Origin of the sequence: Tetragenococcus halophilus subsp. halophilus DSM 20339 (assembly GCF_003841405.1) — a bacterium.
Classification (GTDB): Bacteria; Bacillota; Bacilli; order Lactobacillales; family Enterococcaceae; genus Tetragenococcus; species Tetragenococcus halophilus.
In genome coordinates this window covers 1089972-1105611 of sequence record NZ_PXYA01000001.1, presented here as the reverse complement: position 1 = coordinate 1105611, position 15640 = coordinate 1089972, and the positions used below count along the sequence as shown (strand labels likewise).

Annotated in this window: 11 protein-coding genes; 9 read left to right on the top strand and 2 right to left on the bottom strand. The window is 35.7% G+C overall.

Features of this window, described 5'->3' with window-relative positions:
* Positions 1 to 73: 73 nt before the first annotated feature.
* The 7 genes from C7K42_RS05315 to C7K42_RS05285 all read left to right on the top strand — a co-directional run bounded on the left by C7K42_RS05315 (position 74) and on the right by C7K42_RS05285 (position 9924).
* Positions 74 to 1840 (top strand): zinc ribbon domain-containing protein, encoded by a 1767-nt coding sequence (locus C7K42_RS05315; RefSeq protein ID WP_103099881.1) that lies wholly within the window; start codon positions 74 to 76, stop codon positions 1838 to 1840.
* A gap of 20 nt (positions 1841 to 1860) precedes the next feature.
* Positions 1861 to 2637 (top strand): zinc ribbon domain-containing protein, encoded by a 777-nt coding sequence (locus tag C7K42_RS05310; protein WP_103099882.1) that lies wholly within the window; start codon positions 1861 to 1863, stop codon positions 2635 to 2637.
* A gap of 216 nt (positions 2638 to 2853) precedes the next feature.
* A complete protein-coding gene (gene adhE / locus C7K42_RS05305) occupies positions 2854 to 5544 on the top strand; it encodes a bifunctional acetaldehyde-CoA/alcohol dehydrogenase (RefSeq protein ID WP_103099883.1) in 2691 nt (896 codons plus the stop codon).
* Positions 5545 to 5955: 411 nt separating this feature from the next.
* On the top strand, positions 5956 to 6261 hold the full coding sequence (locus tag C7K42_RS13460) for a beta/alpha barrel domain-containing protein (protein WP_103099884.1): 306 nt from the start codon (positions 5956 to 5958) through the stop codon (positions 6259 to 6261).
* An 82-nt stretch (positions 6262 to 6343) separates the two neighbouring features.
* Complete coding sequence (locus C7K42_RS05295) at positions 6344 to 7678, top strand: gluconate:H+ symporter (RefSeq protein WP_028789728.1); 1335 nt, start codon at positions 6344 to 6346, stop codon at positions 7676 to 7678.
* 42 nt (positions 7679 to 7720) lie between these two features.
* On the top strand, positions 7721 to 8389 hold the full coding sequence (locus C7K42_RS05290; protein ID WP_028789729.1) for a FadR/GntR family transcriptional regulator: 669 nt from the start codon (positions 7721 to 7723) through the stop codon (positions 8387 to 8389).
* 212 nt (positions 8390 to 8601) lie between these two features.
* A complete protein-coding gene (locus tag C7K42_RS05285; RefSeq protein WP_103099885.1) occupies positions 8602 to 9924 on the top strand; it encodes an IS1380 family transposase in 1323 nt (440 codons plus the stop codon).
* A 419-nt stretch (positions 9925 to 10343) separates the two neighbouring features.
* Here C7K42_RS05285 and C7K42_RS05280 read toward each other — a convergent pair whose 3' ends face one another.
* Positions 10344 to 11333, bottom strand: a complete 990-nt coding sequence (locus C7K42_RS05280; RefSeq protein WP_103099886.1) for an acyltransferase family protein — start codon at positions 11331 to 11333, stop codon at positions 10344 to 10346.
* Positions 11334 to 11396: 63 nt separating this feature from the next.
* Positions 11397 to 12155, bottom strand: a complete 759-nt coding sequence (locus tag C7K42_RS05275; RefSeq protein ID WP_028789731.1) for a MurR/RpiR family transcriptional regulator — start codon at positions 12153 to 12155, stop codon at positions 11397 to 11399.
* 145 nt (positions 12156 to 12300) lie between these two features.
* Between C7K42_RS05275 and C7K42_RS05270 the strand changes: the two genes are divergently transcribed.
* Positions 12301 to 13635 carry a family 4 glycosyl hydrolase gene (locus C7K42_RS05270; RefSeq protein WP_028789732.1) on the top strand — a complete coding sequence of 445 codons (1335 nt, stop codon included), beginning with the start codon at positions 12301 to 12303 and terminating at the stop codon, positions 13633 to 13635.
* Between the two features lie 21 nt (positions 13636 to 13656).
* A complete protein-coding gene (locus C7K42_RS05265) occupies positions 13657 to 15447 on the top strand; it encodes a heavy metal translocating P-type ATPase (protein ID WP_103099887.1) in 1791 nt (596 codons plus the stop codon).
* Positions 15448 to 15640 lie beyond the last annotated feature (193 nt).

Genomic DNA, 15640 nt, shown 5'->3' with positions numbered 1-15640 from the left:
AATTTACTAACGTTTAATGCAAGAATATAAATAGAGTATTAGGTGTTGTTGAATTTGTTGGAGGAGTGAGAAAATGAAATATTGTAATCATTGTAAAAAGGAGTATTCAGACGATCATAATTTTTGTGAAGTTTGTGGTAAAAAGCTGGTAGAAAAAACTGAATCCCAAAGTAAAGGCAACATTTGCCCTAATTGTGGTAAAGAAAACCAAACAACTGCTCGTTTTTGTGAATCTTGTGGCACAAGTTTACAAGCAAGTAGTAAAGCAAAAGAAAAGCAAGAACTTTCGAAAGTGCTTACTGCTTATTATAAACATAAAAAATTATATAATACTTTATTAGCTGGTTTAGTAGTTTTGCTTATAGTTAGTGTTGGGTTATATAAATATGGAGAGCATTATTATTCCAAAGAGCAACAAATAGAACGTTATCAAAAGGTATTAGCAAAAAATGATCCTGAAGAATTAGCTGAAACGGTTGTTTCTTCAGATAAAAATTTTAAACCAAAAGCGGATAATTTAAGTACATTTACTAATTATACAAAAGATAACAAAGATTATAGCAATTATATCAGTGAAAACTTGCAAAATATAAATGATAAGCGTCAAGACCTTTATTTGAAAAAAGATGGCAAGTATTTCTTTTTGTTTGATAAATACGATTTGGTCATACAACCTTTTTATCTTGATGTGAACACTAATGTTGAAAATATGCAACTAAAAGTAAACGATAAAGAAGAGGGAACATCTGATAATGAAGATTACACTTGGAAATTAGGTCCACTAGTTCCTGGAGCTTATCAATTAGATGGTCGTTTTCAAAGTAATGGTCAAGAAGAGGAAATCGAACAAAATGTTGAGCAAGTGAATCGCGAAAATTTAGAAAATGATGGTAGTCGAGAGTTATCTTTTGCAGCTAAAAAAGTGAAATTTGACGTCGATTCGGATATTTCTTCTGGAGAGCTACTGTTTAATGGACAGTCAGTGGGTACTATTAAAGATGGGGAGTTAGAAGGGGCTGGCTTTATTTGGAATGAGGATGGAAACTTGCGGATAAAGCAAGAGTTAGGTGATTTAGAATTACTTTCAACGCCACTAGATTTTGACGGAGATGAATATTTGGAAAAAGACTATAGTCAAGACCAAAGCACTTTCCAACCCGAAAGTTTTCATATTGTTCCAGACACGAATGCGACAAGTGGCGATTTTTATATTAATGATAAAAGGGCCGAAGCATTTGATAAAGAAGATGACATTTATAGTATAGATGTCGTTCCAACCCAAAAGCCTTACAAAGTACAACTTAAACAAAGCTTTGAAGATGAAGAGATCAATTCTGATACCGAAACAGTTGAACCTACAGATTATGTCGACAGTACAGCTTATGTCACTTTAGATGTAGAAGAGGAAATAGACGAGTTTGACATTGAAAGTCGATTGGACGAACTGTATTTCGATGTCTCTGATTATACAGATGAAGATCTTGATTTTGATGAAACAGATACTAAGTCGTTAGCTGGTTATTTTTCTGGCGGTACGGATAATGAGGAATTTATCGATTTTAAAGATAACTTTATTGGTCCTAGTCGAAAGTCCGATAAAAAAGATTATGTGGTGTGTTATTTGCAAGAAGTAGAAGACGTCACGCGTACAGGAGAAAATAGTTACGATGTACAATATGTTGTTAATTACGATACTTATTATGATGATGATACAGATCATAATAATCAGTATTTCCGCTATAAAAAAGCGAATTTGGTCGTAGAAGATGAAACTATACGTATTAAAGACCTTGGTGGCGCCGATAATTTTGAAGAGGTCGCAGCCAGTGATTATGAATAAGTAAATTAGGGGGAGTAAAAATGAAATATTGTATTAATTGTGGTGCGCAAATAAAAGATGAAGCGAAGTTTTGTCCAAACTGTGGTCAAGACCAAGCAAAAGAAGTAGATAATGAACAACAAACAGAATCGTTTACAGAAAAAGAGGCTGTTAAACAAAGTCTTGCTATAGGGAAAAGTTATTTTGGTTATTTTATGGAAAAGTTACGACGCCCCAATGCTGACTTGACAGGAAACTTGACCTATTTTGGTTACATTTCTTTAGGAATTTATTTATTATTACAAGCTTTATTAACCACCATGGTTATTTCAAGAGGGTTGAGCGCAATTGATCAATTTTTTGGGCTTATTGGGGCTTATGATTATGGCTATGATCCCTTTTCCTTCAATGAGAGTTTAGGAGGTAGTTTGGGAATTACTTTCTTTTTACGTATACTTTTCTTTTATGTATTAATTTTAGTGATCACCATTGGAATTACCTATGGGGTTGAAAGACTTAGCTTGAAAAGCCCAGTTTCCTTTAACCAAACAGTGAATCAATTGGCAAACTTTTTAAGTGGTATTAATCTATTTTTACTACTCTTCACCTTTGGCTTATTTATTCGTTTATTTTCACCAATATTTTGTCTAATTATTATGTTACTTGCAGTTTTATTCTTTCAATCTTCGATCATTTTTGTTGTACAACGTAACGCAGATAATAAACAAGCTAAAATTGCTCCTTTTTACATTGTTTTACTCGTCTTTGTTTTAAATTCAATCGTTAATTGGTTTTTAACAATAGCGACAATTGGCTAAGCTTATATTGCACATTCTAGCTCTAGACTTTGCTGTTTAGAGCTTTTTTAACAATATTTTTTGTTCAATATAACACAAATATAAATCTTTATTGAAAATAAATAAAAAAATATTGAAAAAACTATTGAATTTATAAGAGGGAAAGTGTATTATAATAAGTGAAATATTTCACATAAAGAACCGACGGCAATAATTTTTATTTGGAGGGAATCATTTATGGAAAAAGCAGTTCAAGTAACAAAAGAACAAGTTACGGTAAGTGAAGAAACAAAAGAAGAAGCTGCTCGTAAGTATACTGATACGTTAGTAGAAAAAGCTTTACAAGCAGAAAGAGAATTCGCTACATTTACTCAAGAACAAGTTGATAAAATTGTGAATGCCGCAGCACTTGCTGGTTCTGAAGCTGCATTAGAATTGGCTCATGAAGCAGTAGATGAAACAGGTCGTGGTGTTGTTGAAGATAAAGATACTAAGAACCGTTTTGCCACAGAAAATGTGTATCATTCGGTTAAAGATGATAAAACAGTCGGTGTAATTGGGGAGGATAAGGTTTCAGGTAGTGTCAAAATTGCTTCACCACTTGGGGTTTTGGCAGGTATCGTTCCGACAACGAATCCGACATCAACCGCAATGTTTAAGTCTTTAATATCATTGAAAACTAGGAATGCAATTGTTTTTGCTTTTCACCCTCAAGCACAAAATTGTTCAGTGCATGCGGCAAAAATTATCTATGACGCGGCAGTAGAAGCTGGGGCACCTAAGGATATTATTCAATGGGTTGAAAAACCATCGCTTGAAGCGACATCTTCCTTAATTAAAAACCCTAAAATTGCTTCAATTTTAGCAACAGGCGGACCTGGAATGGTCAATGCAGCTTTACAATCAGGAAACCCTTCAATGGGTGTGGGTCCCGGAAATGGCGCGATTTTTGTAGATCATACAGCTGATGTTAGTCGTGCTGTAGAAGACTTATTGTTATCTAAACGTTTTGATAATGGAATGATCTGCGCTACTGAAAATTCAGCCGTAGTAGAAGCCCCTGTTTATAAAGAATGGTTAGAAAAAATGCAGGAAAAAGGTGCTTATTTGCTGCCTAAATCAGATTATAAAAAAGTAGCGGATTTTGTTTTCAATGATAACCATGGCGTTAACGGTGCTGTAGCAGGAATGCCGGCGCGTTGGATTGCTGAACAAGCAGGAGTCAAATTACCAGAAGGAAAAGATATCTTATTGTTTGAATTAGATTCCAAAAATATCGGAGAAAAATTATCTTCAGAAAAATTATCGCCATTGCTTTCAGTTTATAAAGCTAAAGATCGTCAAGATGGCATTAAGATTGTAGATGATTTGTTAAACTACCAAGGGGCAGGTCATAATGCGGGGATTCAAATTGGTTCCCAGATTGATCCGTTTGTGGAAGAATATGGAGAAAAGACCAAAGCTTCACGTGTTATTATTAACCAACCAGATTCTATTGGAGCCATCGGCGATGTTTATACTGATGCATTAAAATCAAGTCTAACTTTAGGAACAGGCTCATGGGGGAAAAATTCATTGTCTCATAACTTATCAACAGAAGACCTATTGAATATTAAAACAGTTGCCAAGCGTCGTAATCGTCCGCAATGGATTCGTTTACCGGAAAAAGTGTATTATGAAGAAAACTCACTTTCCTATTTACAAGATGAATACGAAAAAATAGAACGTGCTTTCATTGTGGCCGACCCAGGGATGGTACAATTTGGATTTGTTGATAAAGTATATGAACAACTAGAAGTTCGCGATGATCCAGTAAAATCTTCAATCTACGGATCTGTAAGACCTGATCCTACGCTAGGACAAACCATTGAAATTGCACAACAAATGCAAGCTTTTAAGCCTGATGCTATTTTAGCTGTTGGTGGCGGGTCAGCTTTAGATGCGGCCAAAATTGCTCGTTATATCTATGAATATTCGATCGATCAAGAACCTGGATTTTTAGATAGTTATGAAAAAGTAAGTGAAGTATTTGTCCAATTACAACAAAAATTCTTAGATATTCGTAAACGTATTGCGAAATTTCATCATTCTGAACATACAAAATTATTTGCAATACCAACAACTTCAGGAACTGGTTCGGAAGTCACGCCATTTGCTGTAATTACGGACGATCATACACATGTGAAGTATCCATTAGCAGATTATGAATTAACCCCACAAGTAGCGATTGTCGATCCGGCCTTTGTAATGACCATGCCAAAAAGAACAGTTGCTCTATCTGGACTTGATTCGTTATCTCATGCTTTGGAGTCCTATGTTTCCGTTCTTTCGTCAAACTTTACTCGGCCTTGGGCGTTAGAAGCCATTAAATTAATTTTTGAGAACTTAGAAGCATCTTATAAGTATGATCCAAAAAATCCGACATCAGAAGGTGAAGCTGCTCGTGAAAATATGCATTATGCAGCAACGCTTGCAGGTATGTCGTTTGCCAATGCCTTCTTAGGAATTAATCATTCGATTGCACATAAAATCGGAGGCGAGTTCGGATTACCACATGGCTTAGCGATCTCTATTGCCATGAACCCTGTGATTCGTTTCAATGCAGCTACTGGAAATGTGAAACGTACACCGTTTCCACGTTATGAAGTTTATCGTGGCCAAAAAGATTATGCTGAAATTGCACGTTACCTTGGGCTACAAGGGACAACGGACAGTGAATTAGTTGAATCATTATGTGCGAAAATCGACGCGTTAATGAAAGCTGTTGAAGTAGAACCAACACTTTCAGCTAATGGGGTAACGAAAAAACATTTTAACGAATCCCTTGATAAATTAGTTGATTTAGTTTATAACGACCAATGTACCTCAGCCAATCCACGTCAGCCTTATTTGGAAGAATTACGTCAGTTGTTGATTGGTCAATTTTAAAATATATACTAAAAACGTCAAAACTAAAAAGTTTTGGCGTTTTTTGGTTTTTTATCAAATAGGCTTTTTTAAGCAGAACTTTATAAAAAGGAAGGATTTGAAGACGCCCCTAAAGGTAGACCAAACAAATCTAACTTTGGGGATTTTTAGTGACTAAATATGGTTTCATAAAAAAGTAGAGGAATTAGGCATCTCTTGACACAAAAAACGGAAACGCTTACGATTGCTTAAAAATAGATGTTATCTTTAATGTATAAAACATATCTATTTTTAAAAGTTGATACAAATGAAGTTGTTAGTAGATGGGGGGCCTGCTATTGAAGGTAGATTAAGAAAAGGCAATTCATGAATGAATGGATTTTTTAAAGAAAGCTGGAATGAGATTTATGTTAGGGGCAACGTAGTTTAGCGATAATATTTTTTTTATTAGCTAAAAAGGAAATATTATTACGCCCTGCCATATCCTCTTCAGAAGAAGATGATCAATTTGAGTGCGGAACAGACATTGTTAAAATCTTTCCAGCAGTCATATCTACTGGAGCTTCATTTTTTAAACAAATTCAAGGTCCACTTGACCCAAAAAAGTTGATGGCTGTAAGAGGCGTCAATTTACCAAATGCTAAAGTTTTCGTAGCGGATGGTGCGAGTTATTTAGGGGTTGGCTTCAGTTTCTTTAATGAAGACAATGTTCAAAATTTAGAAGAAAAAGCTTTATAATATTCGGTCGAGGAATTTATAAAAGTTGTTTATTAATTGATTTGTTGTTATTAAAATTTAAAACGTGGAGGATTTAGTTACTATGCCATTATTTATTGTTATACTCGGAGTAGCACTATTAATATTTTTAATTACAAAACTTGAACTTAATACTTTTGTTTCGTTAATTATTACTTCGTTTGTCGTTGCTTTATTTCTTGGAATTCCACTTGATGAAATTCCAACAACCATTACAGACGGACTGGGGTCGCAACTAGGAGACCTAGCCATTATATTTGGAATGGGATCTATGCTAGGCAAACTTGTTTCTGATTCTGGTGGAGGTCAACGAATTGCGCATACTTTAATTGATAAGTTTGGATATAAGCGTATTCAAATTGCCGTAATTTTCGCCTCATTTATTATCGGTTTAGCCTTGTTCTTTGAAGTTGGTCTTGTAGTATTACTTCCTATTATCTTTATTATTGCCCGCGAGATTAAGATGCCGCTAATGGAACTGGCTATCCCTATGGCCGCAACGTTAAATGTGATGCACGGGTTTATTCCTCCTCACCCTGCTCCGACAGCCATTGCAGGAGTTTTTAACGCGAACATTGGCCAGGTAATTTTATATGGAATTATTGTAGCTATCCCAACAATTATTGTTTCAGGGCCTGTCTATAATCGCTTTCTTCGCAAAAGATTTTCACAAATTTATAAAGTAAAAGAGGAAATACCAGCATTAGGGAAAGTGGAAGAGTTTGATTTAAATCAAACACCAAAATTTGGTATTAGCGTACTTACAGCGATGATGCCTGTTATTTTAATTGGTATTGCAACGATTTTGGAATTTATTATTCCGCAACAAATGTTGATCACTCAAATCATCACTTTTATTGGCAATCCAGATTTTGCTATGCTTCTTTCCTTACTTTTTGCTATTTATACGATGGGGATCCATCAACATGCTAGTATGAAAGAAACTGGAAAAACTTTAGAGAACGCGATTGTTCAAATTGCAGGTATGCTATTTATTATTGGCGGTGGCGGAGCACTTAAGGAAGTTTTAGTTTCTGGAGGAATCTCAGATTATATCTCTGGCATCTTTTCCGGTTTAAATATATCGCCTTTAATTGCGGCTTGGTTAGTAACAGCTATTTTACGTGTGAGTCTTGGATCATCAACTGTTGCCGCTCTTACAGGTGCTGGACTTGTCGGTTCTTTAATCGCATCTACTGGAGCAAATCCGGCTTTAATGGTGCTTGCTGTTGGCGCTGGTAGTGTATTTGGAGGACATGTTAATGACGCAGGCTTTTGGATGGTTAAAGAATACTTTGACTTTTCCTTGAAAGAGACCTTTACAGCTTGGACACCATTGACCTGTATCATAGGTGTTGTTGGTTTATTATCAGTCTTGACATTGTCTATCTTTGTGTAAATGAGGTAGTATAAAAACTATTGCTGAAATTCGGAGGGGACCATGGAGACAAACAAACCATCTGTTTACCAACAAACGCTTGATAAATTAAAACGAAATATTATAGATGAAATTTGGAAACCTGGACAACGATTGCCTACTATGAAGCAACTAGCAAAAGAAATGGAAGTTAGCTTAACGATAATTAGAGAAGCAATGCGTACACTTGAGAATCAGGGCATAGTGAGTATAGAGCATGGAAGAGGTATATATGTAAGAAATGATCCTAATGCGGCGTCTTCAAGTGAAGAAAAGAAGAAAGAAAAACTTTCTTTACTTTCCATTTTGCGCGCTAGGTTACTGGTAGAACCAGAGCAGGCGTTTTATTGTGCTAAACAAGCTGAGCCTAGTTTATGTGAAAAACTTCAAGAATTGGCTTATCAGTTAGACCAAGAAATGCAGGTAAATGATTGTTTTTTAACGACTGATTTAAAATTTCATCAGTTGATTGCTGAAGGGGCAAAACAGCCTTCTTTAATGATAATGACAGGTTCGTTGGAAAAATATCAATTAGAAAGCCGTCGTATGACGAACACTCTTCCACAAATGAGGACTAAGGCTTCTTTATATCATCAACTTATTGCAGCTGCGATCACTACGCATAACGCTGAGGAAGCAAAGCAATTAATGATTATGCACATACAGTCAATGATTGCGCCTTTAGAGAAATAAGTAAAGATAATATATGATGAGCATGGAAAATAAAATAATTTTTCAAACATTATATATCCTGAATGATTTATAAATTTTTCCAAGGATTATTCAAGCCTTGGCATGCTCATTTTTCTAAAAGTTTAGTTGCTTCACCTTCTGGGTGTACAAAAAGAACGCACTTCGTGTTATTGTAAAGTCGACAAAACATAACAATAAAGGAGTGCGTTCTTATGTCTATTACTTTACAACAAAATTCTCTTACATTCAATGAGCAAAAAGTCATCTCAATAGCCAACGACGGTGGTACCTTAACCAATGACGCGGGGCTCGTCTTACTTTCGGAGTTTCTAAATCAAATTCATTTTGATTCACTGTTAGCGCAATACGTTCATATTCCAGAGCATCGTTTCTTCGCCCAACATGAATGGCTGGACGTCGTAAAACAGTGGTTATATCAATTGATCGCTGGTTATTCTCGAGACCGAGATGCCAACACCTTACAGTATGACCGCCTTTTTAAGGAAGCATTGAAACAAGAACGACTCAGTTCGCAATTTATGATGTCTACTTTGCTTCATACCTTGACAGAAGAAAATGTTAATCAACTATTACAAGTGGCGAAAAAACTTGGCGATTTAGGCATGGACCAGCAAAACAGTCAACAACTCGTGCTTGATCTGGATTCCACCTGTTGTCCTACCTACGGAAAGCAAGAAGCAGGGGAATATATTTACCACTATGGTCTCAATGGATATCATCCATTTGTGGCATTTGAAGGGTTAACCGGATTGGCATTAGATGTTCGCCATCGTCATGGCAAATCTTATACCTCAACTCACGCCGAAGATTATCTCGTGGAAATGTTGGCGCATTACCAACAACGTTCGAGTGATCCCACAATGCTTGTACGCGGGGATAGTGGCTTTGCCAAACCGGAAATTTATCAACAGTGTGAATGTCGAGGGGCCCACTATGTGATTAAACTGAAAAATAATGCACGGTTGATGCATCATGCGCAACATCTTGTCCAATATACCAATGGTACAGATTACACAAAGACAGAACATCAATATTTTAAGATGGCTTATCAAGCAGATTCTTGGGATCAATCTCGAACAGTGGCCATCAAGGCGACTCGAAAAGCGGAAACTTTACTTTTTTCCGAATTTCAATTTGTGGTGACTGATTTCGCTCATCTTTCGCCCCAAACGATTTTTCAGCTCTATCAAAAACGAGGGAACATGGAAAACTTCATTAAAGAAATGAAGACCGGATTTTTCGCTGATAAAACGGACAGTCCTTCCTTTTTAGCAAATAAGGTCCGGTTAGCCTTAAGTTTTATCGCCTATAATATCATCCACTTGATGAAACAGCTGGCTTTTCCGCAAGAGAAAAAGACGACGATGATTGACACCATCCGTTTTCAACTATTTCATATTGCTGGAAAAGTCACAGAGCACGCGCGTCAAGTGCAAATTCACTTATCAAGTACAAATGTTTACAATACGCTTTTTTGGGAAGTTCTTACACGCATTCAGCGATTGAATCTCTAGTTTACTTTCGCCATTTTAAGCTCTATAAAAAGCTTGTCTTTCATTTTCTAGGAAGAACTTTATCTTTTTTTAACCTAGTTCAATCGTCCTTTCCTATTCTTTATTAAAAAGCGGCGACAAAAATAGAAAATAACATAAATGGCACTTCGTGGGGCGGTCGAATGAGTTATCCACAAAGTTTTATAAATCATTCAGGTATATTTAATGGGAATGACTGCTAAAAATTGTATAAGTTAGTAAGAAATTAATAACTGCGAGCATCCTTGAAGATTATTTAAGAAATAATAGTAAAAAATTATTCCTTTATATAAACAACCTCCACTCTAACTTTAGAGTGGAGGTTGTTTATATAGAAGTTTCTATGAATAATGAAGAACGCTTCATTAGAAAGCAAATAATATCTTTAATAAATTAACTATTTATCTTTTTTGGGGGTGGAAAAGATGAGGGATATACCGATTTTGTAAGAAAGTCAAAAGAAAAGCGACAGGAAAAACGATGAAGAAACGTAAAAGCCAAGAGTCTCTTTCGACAAAGAGATTAAAATATATAATAGGAAAGAGATGCCAATAATATAATTCCAAAGAGTGTTGGGATAACCAATTGATACCAGGAGTTTTCTCAAGTAATTTTCTAATTGTTTGGAAACTAGTCAATTGAAAAAGAAGCAAAGAACCAGCCAAACCGTAACTTATAAAATAGATTGTAGGGGGATATTTGTTATCTTCGATCGAAGGGAGTGTCTGATAAGTTGCTATAATAAAAAATAGAATGGAAAAACAAATGAGCAAAATGGAGTTTTCTTTGTTATTTTGTCGTACTGCCCACATTCCTACAAGTGCTGCCAAAAAATAGCCAAATGAGATCGCCCCATATTGTTCAAAGATCGCTTGCTCCGTACCAGATAGTAGAGTAACTAGTGCGTTCAGACCGTTTTGTAATAATAGAAATAATCCAATTACTCCTAGCTGTGGCAACAAATGTGTTGTTTTTTTGGCCAGCCAATATAAAAAGGGGGATAAAATAGCGATAATAAAAAATACGCGGATAATCCAAATATATCCAATTCCCCAAATTAAAGAATAAGAAGTAAATATTGTTCTCAAAGAGAAAGGAAAAGGTTGGTCAACAATTGAAGTGAAACCAAATAAGACAAGAAAAAACAATGTTAAAAAGATCCAGACCGGAATAATCAAGCGCAAAAATCGCTCTTTTAAATAAGAAAAATAGGGCTTGGGTTTCTTTTTTCGTTCCGTACTTAAATAATAGGAAGCACCAAGAATAAACGTCATTAAAATGACATCAAAATTACGTAACTCATAAAGCCACTGCGGAGGTCTAGTGTGAGCGTACATGATTAATAAAATAGCTAATGCTCGCAGCGTATCAATTCTTACATCTCTTTTCATTGAACCCCCCTTAAAAAACAACTTGTATGATTAATATTTCCTTTAAGTATAGGAAATATTTTATTATTTTAAGTAGAAATTATCAAAATAGTTTCTAAATAAGGCGTCTAATACGATATGCAAGGCGGTAAATAAGTTATATTCCGCTGAAGGATCTTGAGAGATCCCTTCTAACTGACTGGCTTGATAATATAAATTATTCGAAGACAACGTAGATAAATGATTTTTTGATAAAGGTGTGACTGAAACAATTTTTACTTTTTTTAATTTCAAAAGTTGGGAAATTTCAGTCACATCTTTTCCTTCGCCACTATAAGAAATAATGATGATTAAATCTTCTTTCTGGACTTTTTGTGATACCCAACGCAGTTCAGTAACGGAGGGGATTATCGTCATATAGATTCCTACCGCTATAAAATTTCGCACAAATAGTTCTGCTGTATTACGCTCTCCCCAATCTGTACCGAAAACAAAAATAGTTTTTGCTTCAGCGATTAACCGACTAATAGGCAATAGATTAGCCTCATCCGTTAGGTTAATCGTTTTTTCAATATCAGATTGTAGAAGATGCCAGCTTTTGTTCTTATTTGCTTTTAGTTCATTCACTTCTTGTTTTAAAAAGAATTTGAATTCATTGAAACCGCTAAAACCTAATTTTTGTGAAAGACGTGTAACACTAGCAGGAGAAGTAAATGTATGCTTTGCTAGTTCTGCTGCTTGCATATTGATTACCTTGCTTTTAGACGAAATAAGATATTCTAATAGTACATATTCTGTATTGGAAAAACTATCTACTTGGTTGATTCGTTCTTCTAACCGCATAAGAAAGATCCTTTCTGAAATCACTTTCATTTTACGAAAATAAAATCATAAAATCAAATAAAAATTGAAATGAATGAAAATGCTTGGTAACCCTTACATATTCTTTTATCATGAAAGTGATCATAAAAGAAAGGACGGGGAAAGTATGAAAAAAGAGCATTTACAGGTTGTTATTGCTGGAGGAGGGAGCACATATACACCAGGGATTGTACAGGCAATGATTTCGAGTAGAGAACAATTTCCATTTTCTTCATTAATACTTTATGATATTGATGAATCGCGTAATGACGATATGTTTGAAATTATTAATTATATGTTAAAAAAAGAAAAATTAGCCGATAAAGTAAAACTTTCGCAAACTTCCGATCCAAAAAAAGCATTTACTGGCGCAGATTTTATCTTCTCACAATTACGAGTTGGCGGTATGAAGATGCGTGAGTTGGATGAAAAAATTCCAATGAAATATGGTCTTGTAGGACAGGAGACGTGCGGTTTAGGAGGTTTTTCTTACGGTTTACGTTCGATTAAAGGTTTGTTAGAGATTGTCTCTTACGTGGATCACTACGCCCCAGATGCCTGGTTGTTAAATTATACGAATCCAGAAACACTAGTATCAGAAGCTGTAAGGCGCGCTTTTCCGGAGGTCAAAATGTTAAACGCTTGTGATATGACGATCTCTATTGAAGAAACGATTGCGACAAATTATGGTTATGATCGCAAAAATTGGATACCAATGTATTACGGATTGAATCACTTTGGTTGGTATAGCTCAATTTATGATAAGTCCGTTGAGCGTGATATTTTGCCAGAAATCCTTGAACGTTTGGAAAACGAACGATTGCATGTTGCTGATTTTAATGCGGGCGATGATACTTGGCAAGAAGCTTGGGATATGATGCGATTAATGACCCAAAATTTTCCAGGATACCTGCCTAACAATTATTTAGAGTATTATTTGTATCCGAATCGTACAATTGAATACACAGATCCTAGTTACACGCGAGCGAATATTGTCATGGACGGTCGTGAAAAAAAGACAAAAGAGATGGCTCGTAAAGTGCGTGAACAAGAAAAAGGCGAAATTTTAGATTTTAATTTTGGTGAGCATGGACAATATATTATGGATATGGCAGTTTCTATTTTAAACGATAATCATGATCGGTTCATGTTAATTGTTCCTAACAAAGGAGCGATTCCCAATTTGCGGGAGGATGCGATGGTAGAAGTTCCAGCTTATGTTGGTCGTACTGGCGCTGAGCCTATTTCTTTCCGTTTTGGCATCAATGATTTTCATAAAGGATTGATGGAAGCTCAAAATGCCTCGGAAAAATTACTCGTAGATGCTTATTTTGAACATTCTTATCCAAAAGCATTGCAAGCGTTCACCCTAAATCAAACCGTATATTCAGCTGATCCAGCAAAACAAATTTTGGATGATTTTATTGAAGCAAATGGTGACTACTGGCCAGAATTGAATTGATGATGAGATGGAGGTAATGAAATGAGTAACTTTAAGAAATTTTCAATCACTGTCATTATTGGCATTATAGCGTTATTAACGGAGTTTGGTTTTAATCAGCCGAGAATCGCTTTTATTATTATTGCTTTAGCAGGCGGTGTTATGACCGTTTCAATGTTTATTGGTATGATTCAGACTCTACGTTCAGGTAAATACGGCGTGGATTTATTAGCCATTACAGCCATTATCGCTACATTATTAGTTGGCGAATACTGGGCAAGTTTGGTTGTATTGATTATGTTAACTGGTGGAGATAGCTTAGAAGATTATGCAAGCCGTTCAGCAAGTCGTGAATTACGTTCCTTATTGGAAAATGCTCCAGAAATTGCTCATCGCCTCAAAGATGGACAAATTGAAGATTTGAATGTAGATGAGGTTTCCATCGGAGATTTACTTTTGATCAAACCAGGAGAAGTTGTACCGATTGATGGGACAGTAGTTAAAGGAGATACTTTTGTCGATGAATCTTCTTTAACAGGAGAATCACAACTCATTGAAAAAACGATAAACGATTCATTGATGTCTGGGACGATTATTAAAGATACGTCCTTACAAATAAAAGTAACTAAAAAAGCAAATGACAGTCAGTATCAAACTTTAGTCAAATTAGTAAGAGAATCTGAACAAAAACCAGCGCATTTTGTGAGATTAGCGGATCGCTACGCGGTGCCATTTACTATCGTTGCTTATGTCATAGGAGGTATTGCTTGGGCATGGTCACAAGATCCGGTGCGCTTTGCTGAAGTCCTTGTCGTTGCTTCTCCTTGTCCTCTAATTTTAGCAGCGCCAGTTGCTTTGGTAGCAGGGATGAGTCGTTCTAGTAGAAATGGCATTGTAGTAAAAACTGGAACTACTATTGAAAAATTAGCTAAAGCACGAACAATCGCTTTTGATAAAACGGGTACATTAACAAAAGGTGAACTCGCAGTCAATACAATTCAATTTGACGATGGACGTTTTTCCGAAAACGACTTACTCCAACTTGTAGCTAGTGCTGAGCAAGAATCTACTCATATTTTAGCACGTTCGTTAGTGGCTGAAGCTAAACAACGTCGCTTAACTTTATTGCCTGTTTCCCATCTAAAAGAATTTACTGGACAAGGAATTGAAGCTGTTATCAACCAACAAACATTACGAGTTGGCAATGCGAAATTTATAGAGGTAAACTCAACTGAATTAACGGAAGATACGACCGTTTATTTTTCATTAAATGGAAGTTACCTTGGTTATATTACTTTTGAAGATATTTTACGTTCAGAAGCCAAAGCGACTGTAGAGCAACTTCATCGTTTAAACATTGCTAAAACCGTCATGTTAACAGGCGATCACGCCCATATTGCTAATCAAATAGCCGAAAAAACACACATTTCAGAGTCGTACCCGGAATGTTTACCGGAAGATAAAATTCAAATATTAAAAAAATTAGAAGAAAAAGATCGTCCCGTCATTATGGTAGGTGATGGCGTCAACGACGCGCCCGCATTGGCGGTGGCAGATATTGGAATTGCTATGGGTGCTCATGGTGCAACCGCAGCAAGTGAAAGTGCAGACGCTGTTATTTTAAAAGATGACCTCAGCCGCGTTTCAGAAGCTGTTCGCTTGTCCCAAGATACAATGAAAGTGGCGCAACAGTCGGTATTAATTGGTATCTTTATTTGTATAGCTTTAATGTTAATCGCCGCAACTGGTGTTATTCCAGCACTAATTGGTGCAGCTTTGCAAGAAGTTGTTGACACTGTTTCGATTTTATCTGCTTTAAGAGCACGAAGATAATTTTATTTAGTTTATACGAACTACCTGATAATAAAAGGAATTAATGAAGTCATTTCTATTTTGATAATAGGGATGGCTTTTTTATTTTATGTGTAGATAATGTGCTTATAACAGTAATAAATTTTTGTTATTAAAATAAATTGTAGCGCTTACTTTTTTGCCAAAAAATGTGGCAAAGATCTCTACTAACATT

What these genes read in the sequence shown, in the direction of transcription:
- C7K42_RS05315 (WP_103099881.1), top strand. Translation starts at nt 74, where the DNA reads ATGAAATATTGTAATCATTGTAAAAAGGAGTATTCAGACGATCATAAT.
- C7K42_RS05310 (WP_103099882.1), top strand. Translation starts at nt 1,861, where the DNA reads ATGAAATATTGTATTAATTGTGGTGCGCAAATAAAAGATGAAGCGAAG.
- adhE (WP_103099883.1), top strand. Translation starts at nt 2,854, where the DNA reads ATGGAAAAAGCAGTTCAAGTAACAAAAGAACAAGTTACGGTAAGTGAA.
- C7K42_RS05295 (WP_028789728.1), top strand. Translation starts at nt 6,344, where the DNA reads ATGCCATTATTTATTGTTATACTCGGAGTAGCACTATTAATATTTTTA.
- C7K42_RS05290 (WP_028789729.1), top strand. Translation starts at nt 7,721, where the DNA reads ATGGAGACAAACAAACCATCTGTTTACCAACAAACGCTTGATAAATTA.
- C7K42_RS05285 (WP_103099885.1), top strand. Translation starts at nt 8,602, where the DNA reads ATGTCTATTACTTTACAACAAAATTCTCTTACATTCAATGAGCAAAAA.
- C7K42_RS05280 (WP_103099886.1), bottom strand. Translation starts at nt 11,333, where the DNA reads ATGAAAAGAGATGTAAGAATTGATACGCTGCGAGCATTAGCTATTTTA.
- C7K42_RS05275 (WP_028789731.1), bottom strand. Translation starts at nt 12,155, where the DNA reads ATGCGGTTAGAAGAACGAATCAACCAAGTAGATAGTTTTTCCAATACA.
- C7K42_RS05270 (WP_028789732.1), top strand. Translation starts at nt 12,301, where the DNA reads ATGAAAAAAGAGCATTTACAGGTTGTTATTGCTGGAGGAGGGAGCACA.
- C7K42_RS05265 (WP_103099887.1), top strand. Translation starts at nt 13,657, where the DNA reads ATGAGTAACTTTAAGAAATTTTCAATCACTGTCATTATTGGCATTATA.